21 protein-coding genes and 3 pseudogenes are annotated in these 24,808 nt (G+C 54.2%); 13 read left to right on the forward strand and 11 right to left on the reverse strand.

Going from position 1 to position 24,808, the window contains the following annotated elements:
- Positions 1–106: 106 nt before the first annotated feature.
- On the forward strand, positions 107–1,345 hold the full coding sequence (locus E0L21_RS03195) for an Nramp family divalent metal transporter (protein WP_131406709.1): 1,239 nt from the start codon (positions 107–109) through the stop codon (positions 1,343–1,345).
- A gap of 40 nt (positions 1,346–1,385) precedes the next feature.
- Here the strand turns inward: E0L21_RS03195 and ypeC are convergent, their stop codons facing one another.
- Positions 1,386–1,700 (reverse strand): DUF2502 domain-containing protein YpeC, encoded by a 315-nt coding sequence (ypeC, locus tag E0L21_RS03200; protein WP_131406711.1) that lies wholly within the window; start codon positions 1,698–1,700, stop codon positions 1,386–1,388.
- A 123-nt stretch (positions 1,701–1,823) separates the two neighbouring features.
- Entirely contained in the window at positions 1,824–2,822 is a 999-nt protein-coding gene (mgrA, locus tag E0L21_RS03205; protein ID WP_131406713.1) for an L-glyceraldehyde 3-phosphate reductase, read from the reverse strand.
- Positions 2,823–2,994: 172 nt separating this feature from the next.
- Here mgrA and E0L21_RS03210 point away from each other — a divergent pair, with 172 nt between their 5' ends.
- On the forward strand, positions 2,995–4,653 hold the full coding sequence (locus tag E0L21_RS03210) for an alpha-keto acid decarboxylase family protein (protein WP_131406715.1): 1,659 nt from the start codon (positions 2,995–2,997) through the stop codon (positions 4,651–4,653).
- Here the strand turns inward: E0L21_RS03210 and E0L21_RS03215 are convergent, their stop codons facing one another.
- Positions 4,654–5,889: an ion channel protein gene (locus E0L21_RS03215; RefSeq protein ID WP_131406717.1), complete on the reverse strand. Its 1,236-nt coding sequence runs from the start codon at positions 5,887–5,889 to the stop codon at positions 4,654–4,656.
- Positions 5,890–6,067: 178 nt separating this feature from the next.
- Here E0L21_RS03215 and glk point away from each other — a divergent pair, with 178 nt between their 5' ends.
- Positions 6,068–7,033 carry a glucokinase gene (glk, locus tag E0L21_RS03220; RefSeq protein WP_131406719.1) on the forward strand — a complete coding sequence of 322 codons (966 nt, stop codon included), beginning with the start codon at positions 6,068–6,070 and terminating at the stop codon, positions 7,031–7,033.
- Here glk and E0L21_RS03225 read toward each other — a convergent pair.
- Entirely contained in the window at positions 7,030–7,758 is a 729-nt protein-coding gene (locus tag E0L21_RS03225; protein ID WP_131406721.1) for a LytR/AlgR family response regulator transcription factor, read from the reverse strand. The two genes, glk and E0L21_RS03225, sit on opposite strands and share 4 nt — an antisense overlap.
- Positions 7,759–7,770: 12 nt before the next feature.
- On the reverse strand, positions 7,771–9,456 hold the full coding sequence (locus E0L21_RS03230) for a sensor histidine kinase (RefSeq protein WP_131406723.1): 1,686 nt from the start codon (positions 9,454–9,456) through the stop codon (positions 7,771–7,773).
- Between the two features lie 390 nt (positions 9,457–9,846).
- Between E0L21_RS03230 and alaC the strand changes: the two genes are divergently transcribed.
- Positions 9,847–11,088 (forward strand): alanine transaminase, encoded by a 1,242-nt coding sequence (gene alaC, locus E0L21_RS03235; protein ID WP_131406725.1) that lies wholly within the window; start codon positions 9,847–9,849, stop codon positions 11,086–11,088.
- A 93-nt stretch (positions 11,089–11,181) separates the two neighbouring features.
- Here the strand turns inward: alaC and ypdK are convergent, their stop codons facing one another.
- The 3 genes from ypdK to E0L21_RS03245 all read right to left on the reverse strand — a co-directional run bounded on the left by ypdK (position 11,182) and on the right by E0L21_RS03245 (position 12,651).
- Positions 11,182–11,253 carry a membrane protein YpdK gene (ypdK, locus tag E0L21_RS03240; RefSeq protein WP_099458783.1) on the reverse strand — a complete coding sequence of 24 codons (72 nt, stop codon included), beginning with the start codon at positions 11,251–11,253 and terminating at the stop codon, positions 11,182–11,184.
- Positions 11,254–11,817: 564 nt separating this feature from the next.
- Entirely contained in the window at positions 11,818–11,949 is a 132-nt protein-coding gene (locus E0L21_RS25160) for a hydrogenase maturation nickel metallochaperone HypA (RefSeq protein WP_165501869.1), read from the reverse strand.
- A gap of 60 nt (positions 11,950–12,009) precedes the next feature.
- The gene (locus E0L21_RS03245; RefSeq protein WP_131406727.1) at positions 12,010–12,651 is read right to left on the reverse strand and encodes a hypothetical protein; all 642 of its coding nucleotides are present in this window, start codon (positions 12,649–12,651) and stop codon (positions 12,010–12,012) included.
- 305 nt (positions 12,652–12,956) lie between these two features.
- Between E0L21_RS03245 and E0L21_RS25165 the strand changes: the two are divergent.
- From E0L21_RS25165 to hutH, 4 genes and pseudogenes are all read left to right on the forward strand, one after another.
- Positions 12,957–13,097, forward strand: a pseudogene (locus E0L21_RS25165) (UTRA domain-containing protein); the annotation flags it as partial.
- Between the two features lie 149 nt (positions 13,098–13,246).
- A pseudogene (locus E0L21_RS25365) lies at positions 13,247–13,384 on the forward strand (hypothetical protein); the annotation flags it as partial.
- Positions 13,385–13,387: 3 nt separating this feature from the next.
- Positions 13,388–13,756, forward strand: a pseudogene (locus E0L21_RS03255) (urocanate hydratase); the annotation flags it as partial.
- Positions 13,753–15,279 carry a histidine ammonia-lyase gene (gene hutH, locus E0L21_RS03260; protein ID WP_131406733.1) on the forward strand — a complete coding sequence of 509 codons (1,527 nt, stop codon included), beginning with the start codon at positions 13,753–13,755 and terminating at the stop codon, positions 15,277–15,279. The pseudogene E0L21_RS03255 and the gene hutH, both read left to right, overlap by 4 nt.
- A 382-nt stretch (positions 15,280–15,661) precedes the next feature.
- On the opposite strand, the gene hutG is transcribed toward hutH, so the two are convergent.
- Genes hutG through hutU form a run of 3 tightly spaced genes read right to left on the reverse strand, consistent with a single transcriptional unit; the run spans position 15,662 to position 19,389 of the window.
- Complete coding sequence (gene hutG, locus E0L21_RS03265) at positions 15,662–16,462, reverse strand: N-formylglutamate deformylase (RefSeq protein ID WP_131406735.1); 801 nt, start codon at positions 16,460–16,462, stop codon at positions 15,662–15,664.
- On the reverse strand, positions 16,455–17,663 hold the full coding sequence (gene hutI, locus E0L21_RS03270) for an imidazolonepropionase (RefSeq protein ID WP_131406737.1): 1,209 nt from the start codon (positions 17,661–17,663) through the stop codon (positions 16,455–16,457). The genes hutG and hutI overlap by 8 nt, the downstream gene beginning before the upstream one ends.
- 49 nt (positions 17,664–17,712) lie before the next feature.
- Positions 17,713–19,389 carry a urocanate hydratase gene (gene hutU, locus E0L21_RS03275; RefSeq protein ID WP_131406739.1) on the reverse strand — a complete coding sequence of 559 codons (1,677 nt, stop codon included), beginning with the start codon at positions 19,387–19,389 and terminating at the stop codon, positions 17,713–17,715.
- A gap of 484 nt (positions 19,390–19,873) precedes the next feature.
- Here hutU and E0L21_RS03280 point away from each other — a divergent pair, with 484 nt between their 5' ends.
- Genes E0L21_RS03280 through E0L21_RS03300 form a run of 5 tightly spaced genes read left to right on the forward strand, consistent with a single transcriptional unit; the run spans position 19,874 to position 24,785 of the window.
- Positions 19,874–20,971: an ABC transporter ATP-binding protein gene (locus E0L21_RS03280; protein ID WP_131406741.1), complete on the forward strand. Its 1,098-nt coding sequence runs from the start codon at positions 19,874–19,876 to the stop codon at positions 20,969–20,971.
- Positions 20,968–21,612 carry an ABC transporter permease gene (locus tag E0L21_RS03285; RefSeq protein WP_131406743.1) on the forward strand — a complete coding sequence of 215 codons (645 nt, stop codon included), beginning with the start codon at positions 20,968–20,970 and terminating at the stop codon, positions 21,610–21,612. Before E0L21_RS03280 ends, E0L21_RS03285 begins: the two co-directional genes overlap by 4 nt.
- A 3-nt stretch (positions 21,613–21,615) precedes the next feature.
- Positions 21,616–22,296 carry an ABC transporter permease gene (locus E0L21_RS03290; RefSeq protein ID WP_131406745.1) on the forward strand — a complete coding sequence of 227 codons (681 nt, stop codon included), beginning with the start codon at positions 21,616–21,618 and terminating at the stop codon, positions 22,294–22,296.
- Between the two features lie 33 nt (positions 22,297–22,329).
- The gene (locus E0L21_RS03295) at positions 22,330–23,211 is read left to right on the forward strand and encodes an ABC transporter substrate-binding protein (protein WP_131406747.1); all 882 of its coding nucleotides are present in this window, start codon (positions 22,330–22,332) and stop codon (positions 23,209–23,211) included.
- Positions 23,212–23,225: 14 nt separating this feature from the next.
- Positions 23,226–24,785: an HAL/PAL/TAL family ammonia-lyase gene (locus tag E0L21_RS03300; RefSeq protein WP_235855191.1), complete on the forward strand. Its 1,560-nt coding sequence runs from the start codon at positions 23,226–23,228 to the stop codon at positions 24,783–24,785.
- Positions 24,786–24,808: the final 23 nt, after the last annotated feature.

Here is a 24,808-nt window from a genome sequence, read left to right on the forward strand (position 1 = left end):
GTTTCTGGCTATCAGAGAAATCAGGTTAATCCATTTTAATGATCTTGATAATCATTCTCATTTTGGTAGCATGAAACATAGCAAAGGCTATATCTAGGGGCAATAAATGAACAGTAGTCGCGTTGAGAATAGTAATGGGCGTGCAGCGCGCAAGCTACGGTTTGCCTTAATGGGACCGGCGTTTATTGCTGCTATTGGTTATATCGACCCGGGCAACTTCGCCACCAATATTCAGGCGGGTGCCAGTTTTGGCTATCAACTGCTGTGGGTGGTGGTCTGGGCCAATATCATGGCGATGTTGATCCAACTGCTTTCTGCCAAACTGGGGATTGCCACCGGGAAGAACCTCGCAGAGCAGATCCGCGATCACTATCCGCGCCCGCTCGTGTGGTTCTACTGGGTACAGGCGGAAATCATCGCCATGGCAACCGATCTGGCCGAATTTATCGGTGCCGCCATCGGATTTAAGCTCATCCTCGGCGTTTCGTTACTGCAAGGTGCGGTGCTCACTGGCGTGGCGACGTTCTTGATTTTGATGTTACAACGGCGGGGGCAAAAACCGCTGGAGAAGGTAATAGGTGGCTTGCTGCTGTTTGTCGCGGCTGCTTATATTGTTGAGCTGGTTTTTTCTCAGCCGAAACTGGCTCAGCTGGCCGAAGGTATTGTGATCCCGAGTTTGCCGAGTAGCGAAGCGGTGTTTCTCGCGGCTGGCGTACTGGGCGCAACCATTATGCCGCACGTCATTTATCTGCACTCGTCTCTGACACAGCATCTGCATCAGGGCACGCAGCGCGAGCGTTACTCCGCTACAAAATGGGATGTCGGTATTGCAATGACTATCGCTGGGTTTGTGAACCTGGCGATGATGGCGACAGCGGCAGCGGCGTTCCATTTTAACGGTCATACCGGTGTTGCCGATCTCGACCAGGCGTACCTGACGCTGGAGCCGTTATTAAGCCATGCGGCAGCGACCATCTTTGGTCTTAGCCTGGTGGCGGCGGGGCTTTCTTCAACGGTCGTGGGGACGCTGGCCGGACAGGTGGTGATGCAGGGATTTGTGCGTTTTCATATTCCCCTGTGGGTGCGGCGTACCATCACCATGATGCCGTCGTTTATTGTTATCTGGCTGGGGCTGGATCCGACAAAGATCCTGGTAATGAGCCAGGTACTGCTCAGTTTCGGTATCGCGCTGGCGCTGGTGCCGCTGCTGATATTCACCAGCAACCGCAAATTAATGGGCGAGTTAGTTAACACAACATTAATTAAACGGGTCGGCTGGGTGATTGTGGTGCTGGTGGTCAGTTTAAATGGCTGGTTGTTAATCGGCAGTGCGGTGGGTCTGTAAATAGCATAAGAAAAAGGAGCGCTTGCGCTCCTTTTTGGATTTAGTGGTGGTGTCCACGGCCACGATGATCGTCGCGGTCGCGCCAGCCTTCACGGTAGCCGCGCTCATACGCGTCGTGTTTGTCCCAGCCGCGATGCCAGCCGCGGTCATGTCTGTACCAACGATTGCCGCGCCACTCATAGTTGCGGCCCCAGTAGTCACGGTCGCGCCAGCGGCCACCGTCCCAGTAGTTACCGTAATTATCGCGATCGCCAATTTGTAATTTCACAGATGGCAACAGGGTGATTTCGCCAGCATTTGCGACCAGCGGCGCAGAAGCCATTAACACAGCTGCCAGAATCAGTGACCTGAACATACTCTTCTCCTTCACGATCGGGCCGAAACGGCCTGTTACAACAATATTACGGGGCGGCCAAACCCCGTATTATTGGCGGAACTCCTAAATCATGAATGGCAGCATTTTTTGCTAAATTTGCTGTTATTTTGCACCACTGAGAATGGCGTCAATCTCATCGCTTTCGGTGGCGGTAAAGTCGCGGTTTGCCAGCATGCCGACCGCGTCGTCAAGTTGGCTTATTTTACTGGCACCGATCAGCACCGACGTGACACGATCGTTGCGCAGCACCCAAGCCAGCGCCATTTGTGACAGCTTCTGTCCGCGCCGTTCCGCCAGCGTATTCAAGGCGCGAACGGTCGCCAGTTTTTCTTCAGTGATCTGATCCGGGTTGAGAAAACGGCTGCCGCTGGCAGCGCGGGAATCGGGCGGAATGCCGTGCAGATAACGGTCGGTCAGTTGCCCGCCAGCCAGCGGTGAGAACGCAATACTGCCAACGCCTTTTTCCTGCAACACATCAAGCAACTCGGCTTCGACCCAGCGCTCAAACATTGAGTATTTCGGCTGGTGGATAAGACACGGCGTTCCGAGGTCATTAAGAATATCGATAGCTTCGCGCGCCTGCGCCGCCGGATAGTTGGACAGCCCGACGTACAGGGCTTTGCCCTGGCGCACAATATGATCCAGTGCGCGCATGGTTTCCTTCAACGGCGTCTCGGGATCCGGGCGATGGTGATAGAAGATATCAACATACTCCAGACCCATGCGGCGCAAGCTCTGGTCGAGGCTGGCAATCAGATACTTACGTGAGCCCCAGTCGCCGTAAGGGCCGTCCCACATGGTATAACCGGCTTTACTGGAGATAATTAATTCATCGCGGTAGGGCAGGAAATCCTCCTGCAAAATCCGGCCAAAATTGCGCTCTGCGGAGCCTGGCGGCGGCCCGTAGTTATTGGCCAGATCAAAATGGGTAATCCCGAGATCAAAAGCATGCCGCAACAACTGGCGGCTGTTTTCCAGCAGGGTCGTATCACCGAAGTTGTGCCACAACCCGAGTGAAATTGCCGGAAGTTTTAATCCACTGTCACCACAGCGGTGATAGCGCATCTTTTCATAGCGTGCGGGATCGGCCAGATAAACCATGCAGTTACTCCTTTTTATCAGCGTAGCGTCAGTGTATGCGTTTACATTCATTGAGCTTACACCGCCAGGTATCGTAAAGCTTGCTTTCCACTTTCGATATGATGCGCATCCTGGACTCTCATCACAGTTCTCCAATACTCAGGTAAGTGTCAGTATTCGGAGATGCAACGCAATGCAAAACGATTATTCAGTTGCCGACTATCTACTGGACAGGCTTGCCGGCTGCGGCATTCATCATCTTTTTGGCGTACCTGGCGACTACAACCTGCAGTTTCTCGATAACGTTATCCAGCACCCAGCGGTACATTGGGTGGGCTGTGCGAATGAACTGAATGCCGCTTATGCAGCCGACGGTTACGGGCGTTGCCAGGGAGCGGGCGCGTTGCTGACCACCTTTGGCGTGGGGGAGTTAAGTGCGATTAACGGTGTTGCCGGCAGCTTTGCGGAATATGTTCCGGTGCTGCAAATTGTCGGAGCGCCCTGTCGCAGTGTGCAACAGCGCGGTGAACTGCTGCACCACACACTGGGAGACGGTGATTTCAGCCATTTCTGGCGCATGTATGAACCTATCAGTGCTGCACAGGCGGTGTTAACCGCGCAAAACGCCTGCTATGAAATTGACCGCGTGATCCGCACCATGCTCAGTGAATCCCGCCCCGGCTACCTGATGTTACCCGCAGACGTGGCAAAAATGGCGGCGACGCCGCCTGTAAACGTTATCACGCCTTCGCCACTTCAGCCCAATGAAGCGCGTCTGGACAGTTTTCGCCATCGTGTGCAGGCGATGCTCAGCGAAAGCCCGCATGTAGCACTCCTGGCGGATTTTCTCGCTCACCGTTTTGGTGTACAGAAAATGTTGCAGTGTTGGATGAAGGATTCGCCCATCCCGCACGCCACGTTGTTGATGGGGAAAGGCTTGTTTGACGAAACGCAGCCAGGGTTTGTTGGTACTTACAGCGGTGCCGCCAGCCCGCCCCAAGTGCGTGAGGCGATCGAGGGTGCCGATACGGTAATTTGTGTCGGTGTGCGTTTTACGGACACCATCACTGCCGGCTTTACTCAGCAACTGCCTGCGGCGCGCACGATTGATATCCAGCCCTTTTCTGCGCGGGTAGGGGAAGAGTGGTTCAGCGGGATTTCGATGCAGGACGCGGTGAATACCCTGATTTCGGTTTGTCGCAATAACCCACGCTGTGTGCTCGATCCTGTTCCTGAGCCTTCCGCCCGTTCCCCATATCACTCCGGCACATTGAGCCAGCACACATTCTGGCAAACGCTTCAGGCTTTTATTCGCCCCGGTGATATTTTACTGGCCGATCAGGGAACCGCAGCCTTTGGCGCGGCGTCTCTGCGTCTGCCTGCCGAGGTTGAAATGCTGACGCAGCCGCTGTGGGGATCGATTGGCTATTGCTTGCCCGCCGCGTTCGGCGCACAAACCGCCTGCCCGGAGCGGCGGGTGATTCTGCTTAGCGGCGACGGTGCAGCGCAGCTCACCATTCAGGAGCTGGGGTCAATGCTGCGTGACGGGCAGCGACCAATCATTTTATTACTCAATAATGATGGCTACACAGTGGAGCGGGCGATCCACGGCGCGCATCAGCGTTATAACGATATTGCGCGCTGGAACTGGACACATATTCCGCATGCGCTCAGCCATGACTGCCAGGCCGAGTGTTGGCGCGTTAGCGAAACGGTGCAACTGGCGGAGGCACTGGAAGCCGCCTCGCATCACCACCGGCTTGCGCTGATTGAAGTGATGTTGCCGCAAGCCGATTTACCGGATCTGTTACGTGATGTCACACATGCGCTGGAAACGCGTAACAGTGAGTAGTTACTTACTGCGCCGGGGGACAATCATCATTGGTTTTCCGGCCAGCACTAACCAGGCGGGCAGGATCACGATACACAGCAGCGGCAACAAGGTGGTGTCCGGTACGACGACAGCCGCCAGAAACAGGCTCAGCCAGCCGTCGCGCGTCACCACCAGCACCAATCCTAATACCGCGCAAGATACGGTGACCGCAGCCGGAACGGCATCGACATGTTCATGCAACATTAAACCTAATGCCACGCCGACAAATACCGCCGGAAATATACGCCCACCGCGAAAACCGCAGGCGGCGGCAATCACTAGCGCGGCGAGCTTCACCAGGGCAAACAGCAGATAATCGGTAACGGTATAGGTATGTGCGAATGCCAGCTGCTGCATCTCATCCAGCCCCTTAAATAAGGTAACGTGGCCGCCAATCATGCCCAGAATCCCCAGCAGAAAGCCGCCAATACCCAACGCCAGCACCGGGTTGTTCAGGCGTTGCATTAGTTGATGCAGACGCGGTAAACACCAAACCGCCACCATTCCGAGCGCAATGGCGAACAGCGTCACGACTGCGCCGCTAAAAATATCAACGATGTGCATCTGCGGATAATGGGGAATGGGCAGTGCGAAATGCGGTTGCAAAAAGAGGCTGGTAGTTAGTGCGCCTGACGCAGCAGCCATCAACGGCGCGAACAGGCGATCCCACAGGGGTACATCTTCGCTGGCTTTCAGGGTTTGCGAGAAGATAAGCGCCGCCGCTACAGGTGTGCCAAACAGCGCACCGAGTGTGCCGGCGGAGGCAAGAATTGTCCAGTCCAGCGGTGCAACACGCGGGAAAATGCGCGCGCCAAGTGCGACGGCAAGGGCGATATTCAGCACCATCACCGGTTGCTCCGGGCCAAGACTTACGCCGCCCGCCAGACCGAGGATCATCGCCAGCGTCAGCCCCGGTAGCGCGTTGACAGCAACCGGCGAGCCAATCAGCGGCACCGTCGCCGGATCCGGCCCACCGTGACCGGCACTAAAACGGATAACCAAACCAACAGCAATGCCAGTGAGTGTCAGAACGACCAGTATCCACCAGGGGGAATCAGGCGAGATACCGAGCTGCCACGGTACACCGCTCCACAACACCGTTTGCAGCAGGGCGGCGATTTTCATTACCAGCGCTAAGATCAGACTCGACGCAACACCGATAATGAGCGCAGGCAGCGACAGTAAGAGCAGTGTTCTCGCACGCGGATGGAGCATCTTTTTATCCTTGTAACGAAGCCCGGTAACTCAGGATGCAACCGAGCTGAAACCTTTAAGTAATCTGTGACGAAGATCGATAATCCTGGGGCACTCATGATATGGTCATTGTTGTTACAGCGCCTTGAATTTACAGTGTGCCAAAGATTTATTCTGACTTTAGCGGAGCCGTAAAAGAATGACAAAGTATGCTTTAGTGGGAGACGTGGGTGGCACGAATGCGCGCTTAGCGCTGTGTGATGTCGATAGCGGTGACATCTCCCGTGCCAAAACCTACTCCGGCCTCGATTATCCCAGCCTGGAAGCCGTGGTGCGTGTGTATCTTGAAGAGCACGACGTCAAAGTGGAAGACGGCTGTATCGCCATCGCCTGCCCAATAACCGGTGATTGGGTTGCAATGACCAATCACACCTGGGCGTTTTCGATTGCCGAAATGAAGAAAAACCTCGGTTTCGCACATCTGGAAATCATTAATGATTTCACCGCCGTATCGATGGCGATCCCGATGCTCAAAGCCGAACACGTCATCCAGTTTGGCGGTTCTGCTCCCGTTGAAGGTAAACCGATCGCCGTTTACGGCGCTGGCACCGGGCTTGGCGTTTCGCATCTGGTGCATGTGGATAAGCGCTGGGTGAGCCTGCCGGGCGAAGGCGGCCATGTCGATTTCGCACCAAACAGCGAAGAAGAGGGGATTATTCTTGAAGAGTTACGCGCGGAAATCGGTCACGTTTCCGCTGAACGCGTGCTCTCCGGGCCTGGTCTCGTTAACCTGTATCGCGCGATCGTCAAATCAGACGGACGCCTGCCAGAAAATCTGCAACCGAAAGATATTACCGAACGCGCGCTGGAAGACAGCTGCATTGACTGCCGTCGCGCATTGTCACTGTTTTGCGTCATTATGGGGCGCTTTGGCGGCAACCTCGCGCTCAATCTCGGCACTTTCGGCGGCGTTTACATTGCAGGTGGTATTGTGCCGCGCTTCCTCGATTTCTTTACCGCTTCCGGTTTTCGCGGCGGTTTCGAGGATAAAGGACGTTTTAAATCCTACGTCCAGGATATTCCGGTATTTCTGATCGTGCATGACAATCCGGGGTTGCTGGGCTCTGGCGCTCATCTGCGCCAGACGCTGGGACACATCCTTTAAAGATTCATTAACTGACGAAACTCTTTAACTTTGCTGCGGCTGACGGGCACCTGAAACTCCAGGTCTCGCAGCCGCAGAATATAGGTGTTGTTAAACCAGGGTTCGATCTCGCGGATTTTATCCAGGTTGACGCAGTAAGAGCGGTGGCAGCGAAAGAAGTGCGCCGCCGGCAGTTTGCTGCAAAACTCGGTGATGTTCATCGGCATCACATAAGATTCCCGCTTCGTATAGACGAACGTCATCTTCTCATGCGCTTCCGCATAATAAATATCATGAATACTGGTGACGATAATACGCTCGTCTTTGACCAGGTTAATGGTCGCATTTTCCCGTGGCTGCGGGGTGGCTACCGGGCCAGATTGTTGCTGCCAGGCCGTTTCCAGTTTTTGCAGCATGCTAATGATGCGTGACTCCTGGTACGGTTTCAGGATGTAGTCGAACGCTTCCAGTTCAAAGGCTTCCACCGCATGCTCTTTCCAGGCGGTAATAAAGACGATAAACGGCTTATGGGCGAACTGGCTGATATTCTGCGCCAGCAATACGCCATCCAGAGAAGGGATATTGATGTCGAGAAAAATGGCGTCGACCTTGTTGTGCTGTAAATACTTCAGCACGTCGAGGCCATCGTCAAAAGTGCCGACAATTTCCATCTGGCTATGCGCTTTAATCAGCCAGCTCAGCTCCTGTTGCGCCAGGATCTCATCTTCTACAATGATGACTTTCATAGAGCTCTCCTGTTAAGGCAACAATGCGGCAGGTGACGGTTGGCGCTGGACAAAGAACGCGATCTCCGTGCCCGGCGTTAAACGGCGGATATGCAACCCTTCGCCATACAGCAACTTCACGCGCTGGTGCACATTCAGCAGGCCAATTTTGTTGCCGGGCATCTCATCGGCTTCAACGCGGGCAATCATCTGCAGATCGATACCGTTGCCCGTGTCGCGCACGGCGATACGCACCCGGTTGCCACACTCTTCCACGCTGATAGTGACCACGCCTTTGCCTTTACACGGCTGAATGCCATGCACAATCGCGTTTTCGACCAATGGCTGGATCAGCAGACTTGGGATCACGCAACTGACGTCTTCGTCAATGTTATAAATCACCGTTAACTTATCGCCAAAACGGGCCTGCTCAATGGCGATATAGTCTTTGATTTGATAGAGCTCTTTTTTAATATCGATTTGCTCATCATCTTTTAATTCAATGTTATAGCGAAGATAACGCGACAGATTGTAAATGAGCTGTCGGGCGGTGTCCGGATTCAGGCGAATCGATGATGAGATAGCATTCAGGGCGTTAAACAGGAAATGCGGGTTGATCTTGCTTTGCAAGGCGCGCAGTTCCGCTTTATTCGCCATTTCCCGCAACTGTTCGGCGCGGGAAACTTCCAGTTGTGTCGAGATAATCTGCGATAAGCCAACGGCCATCTCCTGCAAGGAAGAGGTAATTTGGTGTGCGTGGCAGTAATAGATCTTCAACGTGCCGGTCACAATGCCCTGTTCTCGCAGCGGGATCACCAGCATGGAGTGGATTTCGGGCGTACGGTGGGCTTCATCATTGTTTTTAATGATGATTTCGCCAGTGTTAATCGCCTGGTGAGTGGTCGGGCTGATAATATCGTCGCTGTCGCGGTAATTATTCTCCCCCACGCCAACGTAAGCCAGCACATGGTCGGTATTGGTGATAGCCACAGCATCGGCTTTGATATCCCGGCGAATGATGTCACATACTTTACGCAGGGACTCACTATTCACATTGCGAAACAATGGCAGTGTTTTATTGGCAATATCCAGCGCCAGCTTCGCCTGACGACCGGCAATCGCCTCTTTTTCCCCTTCTACGCTTTGCACCAGCAGCACAATAAAGCCGATGCAGACGCTACCGAGGATCATCGGCACACCAATTTTGGAGACAATATCCAGGCCAAGCGCGGTGGTCGGCGCCCACAGTACGACCAGCGTCATGGTCAGGCTTTCGCAAATCATGCCGCCGATAATACCCACGCGCCAGTGCTGCGCTTTGGGAACCTTGCGGTTAATCATCCCGGACATCACCCCGGCAATAATGCTGGTAATAAAGCAGGGGATCGCCGTCACGCCGCCAATATCAATCAGATAGCGGTGCACCCCGGCAATCACGCCGGTGATAATGCCAACCCACGGGCCGAACAAAATCCCCCCAGACATCACCGCAATGATACGCACGTTAACCAGTGAGCCTTCCACCGGTACACCGGACCAGGTGCTGAACAGGGCAAACATCGAGAAGATGGCCGTCACGCCCAGCAGCTCTTTTGGCGAGTGCGCCGTTTTATGCAGCAGTTCGCGGAACAGGCGGATGCGGATCAAGAAAAACAGGCAGATCAGCATTAGCGCCGCTCGGTCAAAAACTGCCAGCAGCATGTCGAATATTTCGTGCACGGGGGACTCATATGAATAGCGTCAAAACGCTATGATAAAAAACCCCGACGCAGATGACCAGCCGCAGTATTCATTCGCTGAATGAGGAAAAACCACTTTTCCAAAAGGGGATTGAAAAGCGCTGAAAGAAGAGACGTGACGCTGTGCTAACGAGTGAATTTTTAAGGTGATTTTATCTTTATTTTATTGTTAAAATATATGATGGATTTTTCTATAAGAGGATAATTTTGCTTTCCCTTTCCTAAATTTTCCTTCCTCTTTTATATCGTTGCGTTATTTTTGCGCTTACCTCTCGACAGCGAGATTTTTTTCGGGCTATGTTCTAAACACGCCGCAAATGTGGCGACGTCGCTCGGACGGTCCGGGCGCTAACGTTAATCCGAGGAATCTATGGCTGACTTCAGTCCTGAACGCCGTTTTACGCGTATCGATCGTCTCCCCCCGTATGTTTTTAATATCACATCTGAACTGAAAATGGCTGCGCGACGCCGCGGCGAAGACATTATTGATTTCAGCATGGGCAACCCTGATGGCGCGACGCCGCCGCATATCGTTGAGAAACTTTGTACCGTGGCGCAACGCCCGGATACGCACGGTTACTCCACGTCGCGCGGGATTCCGCGTCTGCGCCGGGCGATTTCCCGCTGGTATCAGGATCGTTACCAGGTGGATATTGATCCGGAAACCGAAGCGATTGTCACCATTGGTTCGAAAGAGGGTCTGGCGCATCTGATGCTGGCGACGCTGGATCACGGTGATACCGTGCTGGTGCCGAACCCGAGTTACCCGATTCATATTTACGGTGCGGTGATTGCGGGAGCGCAGGTGCGTTCTGTGCCGCTGGTGGAAGGTGTCGACTTCTTCAATGAACTGGAGCGTGCGATCCGCGAAAGCTACCCGAAGCCGAAGATGATGATTTTAGGCTTCCCGTCTAACCCGACGGCGCAGTGCGTTGAACTGGAGTTCTTCGAAAAAGTGGTCGCGCTGGCAAAACGTTACGATGTGCTGGTGGTTCACGATCTGGCCTACGCCGACATTGTCTTTGACGGCTGGAAAGCACCGTCGATTATGCAAGTGCCGGGCGCGCGCGATGTCGCCGTTGAGTTCTTCACCCTGTCGAAAAGTTACAATATGGCGGGCTGGCGTATCGGCTTTATGGTCGGTAATTCGGTGCTGGTCAACGCGCTGGCGCGGATCAAAAGTTATCACGATTACGGCACCTTTACGCCGCTACAGGTGGCAGCGATTGCTGCGCTGGAAGGGGATCAGCAGTGTGTGCGCGATATTGCCGCTCAATATAAACGCCGTCGCGATGTGCTGGTAAAAGGGTTGCATGAAGCGGGTTGGATGGTGGAGATGCCGAAAGCGTCGATGTACGTCTGGGCGAAAATCCCAGAACCGTACGCGGCGATGGGCTCGCTGGAGTTTGCCAAAAAGCTGCTGAAAGAGGCGAAAGTGTGTGTTTCGCCGGGTATCGGCTTTGGCGATTATGGTGATACGCACGTGCGTTTCGCGCTGATTGAGAACCGCGATCGTATTCGCCAGGCGGTACGCGGTATTAAGGCCATGTTCCGCGCCGATGGGCTGCTTCCGGCGGCGCAAAAGAGCGCGGCGGAAGATCTGGAACCATAAACGTGTATTGCCTGCCCGACGATTCTGAGTGTTGTCGGGAAAACAAAAAAGGAGCCTTTTGGCTCCTTTTTTGTACAGCACGATATGCTCAGGTTAGATCATCAGGGCGAATGTGCCGGCCCACACAATAACCATCACCGAAATGCCCATAAAGAAATATTTCACGTTCATCGCTCCGCACACCTAAGTATGCATTCATGACCATTCAGGACTGAGTATAGAGAGGTGAAACTACGCCAAATCGAAAATGAGAATTATCTCTTTTTCGGCCACAGCTCCATCTCAGAATTTCGGGTGAATTCCTCACCAAACGGGGCTAATGTACGCTTAATTTTTAGGCCTTACAAGAGCCTTTTTTCTATTTAATTTTAGTAACTTACAATGTGTCGGGCTTTGGCGACACAATACTTTCACTGCTAAATAAATAGCTATTGAGCGACGAAAAAAATGGCCTGCTGAAACGGTTCATTTCCGCTTGAATTATAAGGCTAATTTTTTGAAGTGGGTCACAACTTATGCAATTTGGTTGGAAAAATGCGTCGGCCTGTTTGTGCAATGACATGCCTAAAAAAATGAGAGTGAGGCGGGAAAAGCATAACCCTGCGGCGAAAAAAACCAGCTAAGGGAAGAGGAGGTTGAGGAAAACTTGCGAGGTACGATGCGATTATCAAAAAAGCGCAAGCCAGGCCTGCGCTTTGCCTTTAAAACCGTTACTGCAAACTCTTGCGTTTAGCCGATTGGGCTTGAGGTGATCCGGCGGCTGCGGCATTTCGGGCAGTAATCCGGAGTACCAAAACCAGAGCGGCTGGTCCATTCGTGTTTGCAGTCCAGACATTTTGCCCGGTAAATTGTTGGTGCCATTTGTTCTTACCTCTCAACATCGCTAAGGTTTGCTGTTACGTAATCTGTCGGTGTGTCAGTTTAAATTCGTGCAATTTCAGCCTGCAGGGATTTGACGCGCGAAATATGGGATTTAATATCTGAAAGATCGTTTTCCAGTTTTTCTTTATCTTCCCCGCTGGCTGTTGCTATCTCTTCTTCCACTTTCATTATTTGCTCTTCATTTTTTTGAAGATCTTTTCCCAGCATGGTTAGCATGTTTTCTTTTTTGCCAAGATGTGAAGAGAGGCGAGATTTGCATTGTGCGACATAGTTTTGGTCGCTTCCTTGTGCGCGGATCTGCTCTTTTTCTCTTAGCGCTCGCTCTTTTGATGGCAGCTCATTTTGTAAGCTTCTACGACGTTGCTGATCGTCCGTACTATTGATTTCACTGCGGATTTTGCGGATTGCATCCTGCAGCATCGCGATATCATTAGCTATTTTATTGCGCCAGACATCGGTTGGGTGATGCGCTATTTCATTTTCAAGATTCTTTTTGACTTTAAGAAACATCTCCGCGCTGGTAATGGCGGATTTCTCGATAATAAATTTAAAGGCATTTGTGGCTGTAGCAACAATGGTTTTGCCCGCAACTTCCGCTATGCCTGCTATTTTTCCCATGAGTTCGTCATTTTCGATGACTTTTTCTTTAAACGTCTTTTTGATGTTATTCCATGAAAACATATGCCCTCCTTATTTATTTTCGTTTTATCTTACTCTTGTTTATTTGACACTTAATACTTCTTATTTTTAAAAATTTTAATTGCCATTAGGTTGGTCTTAAATTTTTAAAAAATAGATAAACAGGCATCACTGGAGATGAATGACCTATTTTTGTTCGATAAGGAAGAGGTAAATAAAATTTCAATGCGGTTGAGTATGTGTCCCCGCTGCTGAAGCCTCGTCGGGTTGACAATTCATAGATTATGCAAATAGATGTCTATACAACCTGGGCAGACAAAATGTTGACCGCCCTGGCATATCATCGAAGCCGTGAGTGCCGCCTGTTGCACATCAAAGAGCACGATCCCTGCCTGCTTATACGCCGCCGTACATGGTCAACCCCGCATATTGTCTCCAACGTCAGCCTGCTTTTCCCTGGTGACCGTTACCGTTTACAGCGCCATTTCGCTTTTGATCTTTTGCGTCAGCAAAAGCGTGATTGCTGGCGCACTATAATAAAATTGTATCTTTTTTGTTAAACCTCGCCTTGCGCGCAATTGTATAGGCAAGTATATGTGTTTACACGTCCAGGCGATATCCTCAGGAGAGAGCACCGATGCCGCACAGTCTCAACCGCCAGCAGGCCCCCAAAGGTCTGAATGCGAAAAACTGGCTCGCCGAAGCGCCGCTGCGCATGCCGATGAATAACCTTGATCCCGATGTTGCCGGAAACCCGAACGCGCTGGTGTATGGCGGAATTATTGGGCGCGACCATCTTGATTCTGGCTCGCTGGCAAGCCCGAACCATGAAACCGAAGCGATGCGCTACGGTACTGACGCTATATCTGGCTGGTCACTGCTAAATGCCGTAAGCGGCGCGACCTGGGTCTCGGCGCACCACGGCGGTGGCGTGGGGATGGGCTTTTCCCAGTATGCGAGCATGGTGATTGACTGTGATGGCAGCGATGAAGCGGCGGCGCGCATTGCGCGCGCGCTGCATAACGATCCGGCAACCGGCGTGCTGCGTCATGCTGTCGCCGGGTATGAGATTGCGATTGAGTGCGCCGCAGAGCAGGGACTCAATCTTCCTATGGTTGCTGCAACGCAGGGGCAGGGCAAAGCATGAAAAATTTCACCCTTATTCCGGGCCAACTCACCCTCGCGCAGCTGCGCGAAATCTACAGCCAGCCTCTTCATCTTTCACTGGATGATGGCGCGTTTGCGGCTATTAATGAGAGCGTTGCCTGCGTCAACACGATTATGGCGGAAGGCCGCACCGCCTATGGCATCAACACGGGCTTCGGTTTGCTGGCACAAACGCGTATCGCGACGGAAGATCTGGAGAATTTGCAACGCTCGCTGGTGCTGTCTCACGCCGCAGGTGTTGGCGAACCGCTGGATGACGCGCTGGTTCGCTTAATTATGGTACTCAAGATCAACAGCCTGGCGCGCGGTTTTTCCGGCATTCGCTTACAGGTGATCCAGATGCTGGTGGCAATGGTCAACGCGGGGGTTTATCCGTGGATCCCGGCGAAAGGTTCGGTAGGCGCTTCGGGTGATCTGGCGCCCTTGGCGCATATGTCACTGACGCTGCTGGGCGAAGGGAAAGCGCGCTGGCAGGGCGAATGGTTACCGGCGAGTGAAGCGCTGAGAAACGCGGGCCTTGAGCCGATTACGCTGGCGGCGAAAGAGGGGCTGGCGCTGCTGAACGGCACGCAAACGTCGACCGCGTTTGCTTTGCGTGGCCTTTTTGAAGCCGAAGATCTGTTCGCATCCGCTGTGGTTTGCGGTGCGCTAACCACTGAAGCGGCACTCGGTTCGCGTCGTCCCTTCGATGCACGTATTCATGATGTCCGCGGTCAGCGCGGGCAGATGGACGCAGCAGCGTTATATCGCCATGTGTTAACCGATGACAGCGCAATCTCTCAGTCTCACCACAACTGCAATAAAGTGCAGGATCCTTACTCCCTGCGCTGCCAGCCGCAGGTGATGGGCGCATGCCTGACGCAGCTGCGTTTTGCTGCAGAAGTGCTGTTAACCGAAGCGAATGCGGTTTCCGATAATCCGCTGGTTTTTGCCGCCGAAAATGAAGTGATCTCCGGGGGGAATTTCCACGCAGAGCCAGTGGCGATGGCGGCAGACAACATTGCACTGGCGATTGCGGAAATAGGTTCGCTTGCGGAGCGCCGCATTGCCCTGCTGATGGACAGCCATATGTCGCAACTGCCGCCGTTCCTCGTGAAAAACGGCGGTGTCAATTCCGGCTTTATGATTGCCCAGGTCACCGCAGCGGCGTTGGCGAGCGAAAACAAAGCGTTATCGCATCCGCACAGCGTGGACAGTTTGCCTACCTCGGCAAACCAGGAAGATCACGTCTCGATGGCCCCGGCTGCCGGGCGTCGTCTGTGGGAAATGGCGGCGAACACGCGTGGCATCATTGCCGTTGAATGGCTGGCCGCCTGTCAGGGGCTGGATATGCGCGAAGGTTTAACCAGTAGCCCGCTACTGGAACAGGCACGCCATCTGCTGCGCGAGCAGGTTACGCATTATGAGAAAGACCGTTATTTCGCCCCGGATATTGAACGTGCGATTGCGCTGCTGGAGGCGCGTCATTTGACGACATTGCTGCCGGGAATAGTGTCTTGCTGAAGAAGATAGCGGTATTGCTGGTCTCCCCTGTAGAGTTCGAGCGTGACGAGTTAAATATTTGAAATTTAATAAATTTTCCTGTTATGAAAATTACGGCGGCCTAATAAGGCCGCATCGTGCTTTTGGTGTCAGGGGCAGGCGTCGTGCCAGTAATGGGTTAAGTGATAAACGGTGTCTGGAAATATAGGCTCAAATACACGGTAACGAATACCGTCATTCGAACGTAAAAAAGCTCGCTCGGGGAACCATCCGTTTCTCATCTCTGTAGCACTACACGAAAAGTTCACTGGAGCCTTTATTGAATGCTTCTACCTAAATGGCTATCTCGGTTTTCTTTTTTATGCACATATATTTAAGGGATGCTTGCGCATCCCTTTTTGTGTTAACGGGGCAGTTGTCGCTTACTCCAGTTGAGCGCGGTATTGATCAGTGTATTCAGTAGCTGGCGGAAATCTTTACTCTTCTCTTCGGAGAAAGCAAAACTCGTTTCATCCATGTAGCAGCATTGCGCCACTTCCAGTTGTATCGCATGGATGTTCTGTTGCGGTGCGCCGTAATGGCGGGTGATATATCCGCCTTTGAAGCGGCCGTTGAGCACTTTCGTGTAGTGCGGAAATGCCTCGCAGCAGTCCAGCAATGCGGCGCTGAGTCCTGGCGCACAGCTTGCGCCATCGGCAGTGCCGAAGTTCAAATCCGGGAGTTTGCCGTCAAACAAACGCGGAACCACCGATTTGATGGAGTGCGCATCCCACAGTAGCGCGTAGCCGAAAGTGTCGCGCAACCGCGCCAGTTCCTGCGCCAGTGCCTGGTGATAAGGCTGCCATACATTATGCAAAATAGCGTTTTTCGTGGCGTCATCCGGCGCTTTGCCCGCTTCGAACAGCGGTTCGCCGTCAAAAAATGTGTCCGGAAACAGGCCGGTGGTCGCCGTGCTGTATAACGGTTTGTCATCTGCCGGGCGGTTTAAATCCACCACATAGCGGGAATAATTAGCGCTCAGCACGCTGGCGCCAAGCTCGCGAATCGGCTGATACAGCAGCGGAATATGCCAGTCCGTGTCCTCCAGTCGCAGCGCCCGTGTGGTGAGGCTGCTGGCTATTTCCGGTGTAAGCTGCGTACCGGGATGGGGCATGCTGACCAGTAGCGGTAGCCGGCCCTGATGTAATTCGAATCCGTTAGTCATGCCAAACTTCCTCCCCCTGATAAATCACCTGTTTTGACAGTGTTCCTCCCAGCCAGTAGCTGAGTTCTGCCGGATGCGCCACATCCCACGCGACAAAGCTGGCCTCTTTACCCGCCTGTAGCGTACCGCAGCGTTCGCTGATACCTAATGCGCGGGCGGCATGACAGGTCACTCCCGCCAGCGCTTCTTCAGGCGTCAGACGGAACAACGTGCAGGCCATATTCATCATCAGGCGCAGAGATAATACGGGCGAGGTACCGGGGTTCAGATCGCTGGAAATGGCCATCGGCACCTGGTGCTGACGCAGCAGCGCCACCGGTGGCTGCTGGCTCTCGCGTAAAAAGTAAAAAGCGCCCGGCAGCAGCACGGCCGTGGTGCCGTGCTGCGCCATCAGCACGATATCTTCTTCACACAAATACTCGAGATGATCGGCGGAAAGCGCATTGTAGCGGGCGGCCAGCCCTGCGCCGTGCAGCAGAGATAGCTGTTCGGCATGCAGTTTTACCGGTAAGCCAAGCTGCTGCGCTTTGTGAAAAACCCGCTCCACTTGCTGCGGCGAAAAGGCCAGATGTTCACAAAAAGCATCGACTGCATCGACCAGTCCTTGTGCGTGCCAGGCGGGCAGCCAGTGCTGGCAAATCTCGTCGATGTAGTCGTCAGCGCGCCCCTGATACTCGCCTGGCAAAGCATGCGCTGCGAGACAGGTACTGAAGATAGTGAGCGGCATTTCTGCGCCAAGCGCGCGAATCACCTGCAACATTTTGCTTTCATCAGCAAAGCTGAGGCCGTAACCGGATTTGATCTCAAGCGCTGTAACGCCGTCTTTGCGCAGCGCGTCAATGCGCTTGCGGGCGCTTTCCAGCAGTTGTTGCTGGCTGGCCTTGCGGGTGGCATTGACGGTACTGATAATGCCGCCGCCTGCTGCGGCGATTTCCGCGTAGCTCGCGCCGTTGAGTCGCATCTCAAACTCCTGACTGCGATCGCCGCCAAACACGCTATGGCTATGGCAATCGATCAACCCTGGCGTAACCAGCCGTCCCTGCAAATCCACTTCACGATCGACTACATTGTCCGGCTGCGTTCCCTCTTCGCCCAACCATGAAATCTGCGGCCCGTCGGTGATCAGTGCGCCGCGAGGGATCAGGTTGTATTTGCCCGCTTCCATCGTGGCAATCTGGCAGTGACGCCATAAAATGCGCATCCGCGTTCTCCCGTCATGGTTCGGCGCGGCCATCACCGCGCCGCCGGTTTTACTTTGAAATCATCGGCAAGTTAAGGCCGTGCTCTTTGGCACAGGCGACAGCTGAATCATAGCCTGCATCGGCATGGCGCATCACGCCCGTCGCCGGATCGTTATGCAGTACACGGGCAATACGTTCTGCCGCTTCATCCGTACCATCGCAGACGATAACCATCCCTGAATGCTGTGAGAAGCCCATGCCGACGCCGCCACCGTGGTGCAGGGAAACCCAGGTTGCGCCGCTGGCGGTATTAAGCAACGCATTGAGCAAAGGCCAGTCGGAAACGGCATCGGATCCATCTTTCATCGCTTCGGTTTCGCGGTTCGGGCTGGCAACGGAGCCGGAGTCCAGGTGATCGCGGCCAATGACAATCGGTGCGGAGACTTCGCCGCTACGCACCATTTCGTTAAACGCCAGCCCCAGGCGAGCGCGCTGCCCCAGACCAACCCAGCAAATACGCGCAGGTAAGCCCTGGAAACTGATGCGCTCTTTCGCCATATCCAGCCAGCGGTGCAGATGCGCATCATCCGCGATCAGCTCTTTTACCTTTTCATCGGTGCGATAGATATCCTCTGGATCGCCGGAGAGCGCGGCCCAGCGGAATGGCCCGATACCGCGGCAGAAGAGCGGGCGAATATAGGCGGGCACAAAACCCGGAAAATCGAAGGCGTTGCTGACGCCCATCTCTTTCGCCATCTGGCGAATGTTGTTGCCGTAATCGAAGGTCGGAATGCCCTGCTGCTGGAAGGCGAGCATCGCTTTAACGTGCTCCGCCATTGAGGCTTTCGCCGCCTGACTCACTACTGCGGGTTCACTCTTCGCGCGTTCGCGATAGTCTTCCCACTGCCAGCCAATCGGCAGATAGCCATTCAGCGGATCGTGGGCGCTGGTCTGATCGGTCACGATATCCGGACGCACACCACGTTTAACCAGTTCCGGTAAGACTTCTGCCGCATTGCCGTGCAGCGCAACAGAGATGGCTTTGCCTTCGCGGGTGTAGCGTTCGATACGCGCCAGCGCATCGTCCAGATCCGTTGCCTGCTCATCCACATACCCGGTACGCAGGCGGAAATCAATACGAGATTGCTGACACTCAATGTTCAGCGAGCAGGCGCCCGCCAGCGTGGCGGCCAGCGGCTGCGCGCCGCCCATGCCGCCCAGACCAGCGGTCAGTACCCAGCGGCCAACCAGCGAACCGTCATAGTGCTGGCGGCCCGCTTCGACGAAGGTTTCATATGTACCCTGAACGATCCCCTGGCTGCCGATATAGATCCAGGAGCCTGCAGTCATCTGGCCGTACATCGCCAGCCCTTTGGCGTCCAGCTCGTTGAAGTGCTCCCAGTTGGCCCAGTGGGGAACCAGGTTGGAGTTAGCGATCAGTACGCGTGGTGCATTGCTGTGGGTTTTAAACACGCCGACCGGCTTGCCGGACTGCACCAGCAGCGTTTCGTCATCATTAAGCTCCTTCAGCGCTTCAACCATTTTGTCAAAGCACTCCCAGTTACGTGCAGCCCGTCCAATCCCACCGTAAACCACCAGCTCTTTCGGGTTTTCCGCGACTTCGGGATCAAGATTATTCATCAGCATGCGCAGCGGCGCTTCGGTCAGCCAGCTTTTCGCATTCAATGTTGTGCCGCGCGGCGCTCTGATCTCAACATCACGATAACGGGATAATTCACTACTCATGCGGTTTACCTTCTTTGTTTGATAGCCGAATAAATGCTTACTGACGTTGCGATGCTGTTGTATACGTCTTGTATATACATGATAAGCACATATGGTGCCACTTTAATCGATTTATTTATTTTTCATATAAAACATGATGTTGTTATTAATCATTGTTTCCATGGTGCTGAGATAAAGGATTTTAGCGCGCTTTTGTGCACCATTATTGTGCTTAACGACAGAAAAACGATCGTTTTTAGTGCGTTTGTGCGCTTTTTTTAAGTGAGCAGGTGGAGCGGTAAGGCCGGGGAAATCGGCAGGTTTATACTGATTTCATTAACTTCATGTAATTATTTTATTGTTTTTTAAGCGTTTTTATTTTAGTGATAAATGTTGCGATTACGTTATGGCACATGGTTTGCAGGTTGTACATACAAGGATATACATAAAGTATTTTGCATTGCTGTCACAAAGGGGCGGCAAATGATGACCATAAGGCGTAACGATGATTACTTTCAACAATGTGACCAAGCATTACCACGACGGTACCGTCGTGGTCGATGGCCTGAGCCTTGTCGCGCCAGGAGGCAAAATTACTGTGCTGGTGGGGCCGTCAGGTTGCGGAAAAACGACCTCATTACGCATGATCAACCGGCTGGTGGAACCCTCTTCCGGTACGATTTTGCTCAATGGCGAATCCACCGCGCAGATGGATGTCGTACAGCTGCGTCGCCGTATTGGTTACGTGATCCAGAATGCCGGGTTGTTCCCGCATAAAACCATCATCGATAACATTGCCACTACCGCCATCCTTAATGGCGCGGCGAAAAGCAAAGCCAGGGTCAGAGCGGCGGAATTACTGGAAGTGGTTGGTCTGGCACCGCAACTGGCAAAACGCTACCCGTGGCAGCTCTCCGGCGGACAACAGCAGCGCGTCGGCGTGGCGCGTGCGCTGGCTGCCGACCCGGAATTTATGCTGATGGACGAACCCTTCAGCGCCGTTGATCCCGTTGTGCGTGAACAGTTGCAGGAAGAGTTTCTGCGCATTCAGAAAGAGGTCAGCAAGACCATCATTATGGTCACGCACGATATTGATGAAGCGATGAAACTTGGTGATTGTGTTGCGGTGCTGAAACCTGGCGGTAAGCTGGCGCAACTGGCGACGCCGGGCGAATTACTGAATGCGCCACAGAGCGAATTCGTTGCCGATTTCATTGGCCGCGACCGCGGTTATCGCAAACTCAGTTTCCATACCTCCGCGCCGCTGACGGCATTGCAGGCGGAACCGGCTATCGAAATAGGCGCGACACTTGCGCAGGCACGAAATATCAGCGCACAACGTTGGCTGCTGGTGACGCAACAGGGCAAAGCTTGCGGCTGGTTTGACACGCATCAGCAGGTAACGGTGATAGCGCCGGAAAACGTGAACCTCGGCGCGACGTTTTCTCCACAGGGCGGCACGCTGCGTCAGTTGCTGGATTCGGCACTCAGTTCTCCCTGTCACCGCGCCGTGGTGGTGGATGAACAACTTGTCCCGCAGGGATCGCTGGCGCTGGAAAATGTACTGGATGCCTGCAAATCGCTAACGCAGGAGGCGCTATGAGAGTTGACTGGCTGTGGGGGCAAAGCGACAGGATCCTCAGCCTGCTGCTCTGGCACTGCTATTTGTCGATTACGCCGATCCTGATCGGCCTGCTGTTGGCAATCCCGGTTGGCTGGGCAGTGAACAACCTGCCGAAAGTGAAAGGTATCATCCTGAACCTGTTCGGCTTGCTGTACACCATTCCTTCGCTGGCGCTGTTCGTACTGTTGCCACCGCTGCTGAATACGCAAATTCTCGACCCGATCAACGTGGTCGTGGCGCTGACCATTTACAGCTTTGCGCTGCTGGTAAGAACCGTGTGCGACGGGCTGGATTCCGTTGCCGAAGATACCCGCCAGTCTGCTTTCGCGTTGGGGTACAAACCGCTTCAGCAATTTTTGCAGATCGACCTGCCGCTCGCTGTGCCGGTGATTGGTTCCGGGCTGCGCGTGGCCGTGGTTTCTAATGTCAGCATTGTGTCGGTTGCCGCGCTGATTGGCGCGCCGCAGCTAGGTTCGCTGTTTACCCAGGGGTTTCAGCTTCAATTCCTTACCCCGATTATCGCCGGGATTGTGCTGTGCATTGCGCTGGCCTTCATTCTGGATTGCCTGGTGGTGACCATTACCCGTTCTTTAAGTCGCTGGCAACCGCAAAGGGGATAATTGATGAGTGAATGGTTTTTCGATCTCAGCCACTGGTACGGCGATGACGGCATTGTGCCGTTGCTGTTGCAGCATATCGGTTACAGCGCGGTGGCGCTGGCGATTGCCGTCGCCATTGCTTTTCCGGTCGGCTGCTACACCGGTCATACCGGGAAAGGGGAGGCGCTGCTGATTGGTACCACCAACGCCCTGCGTTCGTTGCCCTCTTTTGGTCTAATTATTTTGCTGGTGATCCTGCTGGCGGGCTATTTTGAATCGGATCTGGCCTTTGTTTTGCCCTGCATCATCGTGCTGGTGGTACTGGCGCTGCCGCCCGTGGCGCTGGGCGTACATGCGGGTATCCGTTCTGTCGATCCCAGCGTGCATGACGCGGCAAAAGGGATTGGTCTAACGCCGCTTCAGGTGCTGTTGCAGGTCGAACTGCCCTGTGCCATGCCGCTGATCCTCTCCGGGATCCGCAGTGCCGCACTGCAAATTGTCTCTACTGCGACCATCGCGGCATATGTTTCACTCGGCGGCCTGGGGCGATTGATTATCGACGGGCGTGCCGCCAACGACTTTGCGCAGATGACCGCCGGGGCCATCCTCGTCGCGCTGCTGGCATTGATCATTGATCTCTTTTTTTCGCTTTCAGGGAAAGTCGTGGTTTCACCGGGCATCACCCGGAAAACCAAAAACCAGTGATGTTGAGTCCTTTAATTACAGAAGGTTAATAAGATGATTAAGAAACGCTATTTACCGTTGTTCAGTGCCGCGCTGCTGTCTGTCGCTTCTTCTGTCTGGGCTGCGGATGCCGGGCAGAAAGTGATTATTGGTTCGGCGGATTTTCCGGAAAACCAGTTGCTGGCGACCATTTACGCCGGGGCGCTGGAAGCGCAAAACATCCCGGTCGAGAAAAAACTCAACATTGGTAGCCGTGAAGTCTATATCCCGGCTCTGCTGGACGGTTCAATCACCGTGATCCCCGAATACAGCGGCGCGCTGCTGAGCTATCTGGATGCGAAAAACGAAGCACACAGCTCGGAAGATGTGGCGAAAGCGCTGGCCGCTAAGCTGCCGGAAAAAGTGAAAATGCTGAACACGTCCACGGCGCAGAACAGCGATGTGCTGGCAGTAACGAAGAAAACCGCCGACAAATACAAACTGAAAACCATCGACGACCTGAAGCCTGTCGCTGGGCAGTTAGTGCTTGGCGGCCCGGCGGAGTGGAAAACCCGTCATGAAGGCGTTCCCGGCCTGCGTGAAGTTTACGGCCTGGATTTCAAAACCTTCAAAGTGCTGGATGTCGCTGGTCCGCTGACGCTGACAGCGCTGAAAAATAACCAGATTCAGGTGGCTGACCTGTACTCTACTACGCCGGAAATCAAAAAAGATCACCTGGTTGCGCTGGAGGATCCGAAACACCTGTTTGCCGCGCAGAACATTGTGCCAATTGTCGCCACCAGCACGCTGAACCCGACCATTGAAAGCACGCTGAACAAAATCTCCGCGCAGCTCACCACCGAAGATCTGATCGCCATGAACGAACAGCTTGCTGAGTTCGCCAGTATTGATGATGTGGCGCACCAGTGGCTGGTTAAACACCAACTGAGCAAGTAAGGAACGGCTGCGAGATGACGACAACAATCCGTTCTTCCATGCCGCATGTGGATGCGGTCACCTTAGGCACGGATGCCACGACCATTGATGAGCTGGTGCGCATTGCCGATGGCGCACCGGTTGTTCTGGCTGACGAAGCGCTGGCGCAAATGGATAAGGTCAGCGGGTACATTCGCAAGGCGATTGCTGACGGGAAGGTGATTTATGGCCTGACGACCGGCGTGGGAGACCTGGTAACCGAGCGTCTCTCTGCGGATCAAATTGCCAGCGTGCAGCTCAATATGCTGCGCAGTCACGCCTGCGGGATGGGACCGGATCTGTCGGTGCGGGAAGTGCGGTCGATGATGGCGGTGATGCTGAAATCGCTGTTGCAGGGCTACAGCGGTGTCAGCTCTGAACTGGTGCAGCGTATGTGCCTGATGCTGAACCGGCAGGTGACGCCGTGGTCGCCTGCCAGTGGTTCCGTGGGGTATCTGATTGCTACCGCGCATATCGGCTTATCGGTGTTTGGCGAAGGGCAGTGCTGGTATCAGGGCGAGTTGTTGCCCTCCGCCGAGGCGCTGGCGAAAGCGGGCATTGCGCCGCGCATTCCCGGCCCGCGCGAAGGGCACGCGCTGATCAGCGGCACGTATGAAATTACCGCACTGGCCTGTCTGGCAGTGCGGGATTTCGAGCAGTTGCTGCCAGTCGCGGATATGGCTGGTGGTATGTGTCTCGAAGCGCTGAAAGGCAACACTCGCGGCTACGATGCGCGTCTGCACGCCCTGCGTCCGCATGACGGGCAACAAGAAACGGCGCAGATTTTGCGCCGCTTACTGCACGGCAGCGAAATCCTTCAGCGTTACCGCGACCACCGGGTGCAGGATGCACTCAGCTTGCGTTGCATCCCGCAAATCCATGGTGCGGTGCGCGATCAACTGGCGCATTGCCGTCATATCGTCACCACCGAACTCAATTCGGTAACCGACAACCCGGTGTTTTTAATTGAAGACGATGCGCTGGTGATTTTGCCTGGCGGTAACGGTCACGGTGCGCCGCTGGCGCTGGCACTCGATGCGCTGGCGGTGGCTATTGCGCAACTGAGCACGGCGTCGCAAGCGCGTTCTGACCGTATCACTAATGTGCATCTCAGCGGCTTACCGGCGTTTCTGGTCGGCACAAGCGGAGCCAATTCCGGGATGATGATCCCACCCTATGTCGCCGCCGCGCTGGCCGGTGATAATCGCAGCCTGGCGGCACCCGCCAGCGTACATACGGTTTCCACCTGTGCCGGGCAGGAAGACCATATCAGCATGGGCGTCTCTTCGGCGCGAAAAGCGATGCAGGCGGTGGCAAACGCAGTGGATATCGTGGCTATTGAGCTGCTGTGCGCTTGTCAGGCGATTGAATTTCACCGCCCGCTGCGCGCCTCGGTGGGAACGGAACTGACGCTGTCGCAGGTGCGCCGGCAAGTCGCGTTTCGTGAAACCGATACGCCGCTGTACACGGATATGCATGCCGTCCGGGATCTGATTGCTGATGGCGAACTGAGCCGCCAGCTTGCTTTACTGATTAAGAAGGGGGCTGATGAGTGAAGCCATTAAGCTGCTCAATGGCA

It is taken from the genome of Kosakonia quasisacchari, from assembly GCF_004331415.1.
In the GTDB taxonomy this organism is placed as follows: Bacteria; Pseudomonadota; Gammaproteobacteria; order Enterobacterales; family Enterobacteriaceae; genus Kosakonia; species Kosakonia quasisacchari.

Coding starts and splice junctions, on each gene's coding strand:
- E0L21_RS03285 (WP_131406743.1), top strand. CDS start 20,968: ATGAGAGTTGACTGGCTGTGGGGGCAAAGCGACAGGATCCTCAGCCTG.
- ypeC (WP_131406711.1), bottom strand. CDS start 1,700: ATGTTCAGGTCACTGATTCTGGCAGCTGTGTTAATGGCTTCTGCGCCG.
- E0L21_RS03295 (WP_131406747.1), top strand. CDS start 22,330: ATGATTAAGAAACGCTATTTACCGTTGTTCAGTGCCGCGCTGCTGTCT.
- E0L21_RS03245 (WP_131406727.1), bottom strand. CDS start 12,651: ATGTTTTCATGGAATAACATCAAAAAGACGTTTAAAGAAAAAGTCATC.
- hutU (WP_131406739.1), bottom strand. CDS start 19,389: ATGAGTAGTGAATTATCCCGTTATCGTGATGTTGAGATCAGAGCGCCG.
- hutI (WP_131406737.1), bottom strand. CDS start 17,663: ATGCGCATTTTATGGCGTCACTGCCAGATTGCCACGATGGAAGCGGGC.
- hutH (WP_131406733.1), top strand. CDS start 13,753: ATGAAAAATTTCACCCTTATTCCGGGCCAACTCACCCTCGCGCAGCTG.
- alaC (WP_131406725.1), top strand. CDS start 9,847: ATGGCTGACTTCAGTCCTGAACGCCGTTTTACGCGTATCGATCGTCTC.
- E0L21_RS03210 (WP_131406715.1), top strand. CDS start 2,995: ATGCAAAACGATTATTCAGTTGCCGACTATCTACTGGACAGGCTTGCC.
- E0L21_RS03195 (WP_131406709.1), top strand. CDS start 107: ATGAACAGTAGTCGCGTTGAGAATAGTAATGGGCGTGCAGCGCGCAAG.
- E0L21_RS03290 (WP_131406745.1), top strand. CDS start 21,616: ATGAGTGAATGGTTTTTCGATCTCAGCCACTGGTACGGCGATGACGGC.
- mgrA (WP_131406713.1), bottom strand. CDS start 2,822: ATGGTTTATCTGGCCGATCCCGCACGCTATGAAAAGATGCGCTATCAC.
- glk (WP_131406719.1), top strand. CDS start 6,068: ATGACAAAGTATGCTTTAGTGGGAGACGTGGGTGGCACGAATGCGCGC.
- E0L21_RS25160 (WP_165501869.1), bottom strand. CDS start 11,949: ATGGCACCAACAATTTACCGGGCAAAATGTCTGGACTGCAAACACGAA.
- E0L21_RS03215 (WP_131406717.1), bottom strand. CDS start 5,889: ATGCTCCATCCGCGTGCGAGAACACTGCTCTTACTGTCGCTGCCTGCG.
- E0L21_RS03225 (WP_131406721.1), bottom strand. CDS start 7,758: ATGAAAGTCATCATTGTAGAAGATGAGATCCTGGCGCAACAGGAGCTG.
- E0L21_RS03280 (WP_131406741.1), top strand. CDS start 19,874: ATGATTACTTTCAACAATGTGACCAAGCATTACCACGACGGTACCGTC.
- E0L21_RS03300 (WP_235855191.1), top strand. CDS start 23,226: ATGACGACAACAATCCGTTCTTCCATGCCGCATGTGGATGCGGTCACC.
- hutG (WP_131406735.1), bottom strand. CDS start 16,462: ATGACTAACGGATTCGAATTACATCAGGGCCGGCTACCGCTACTGGTC.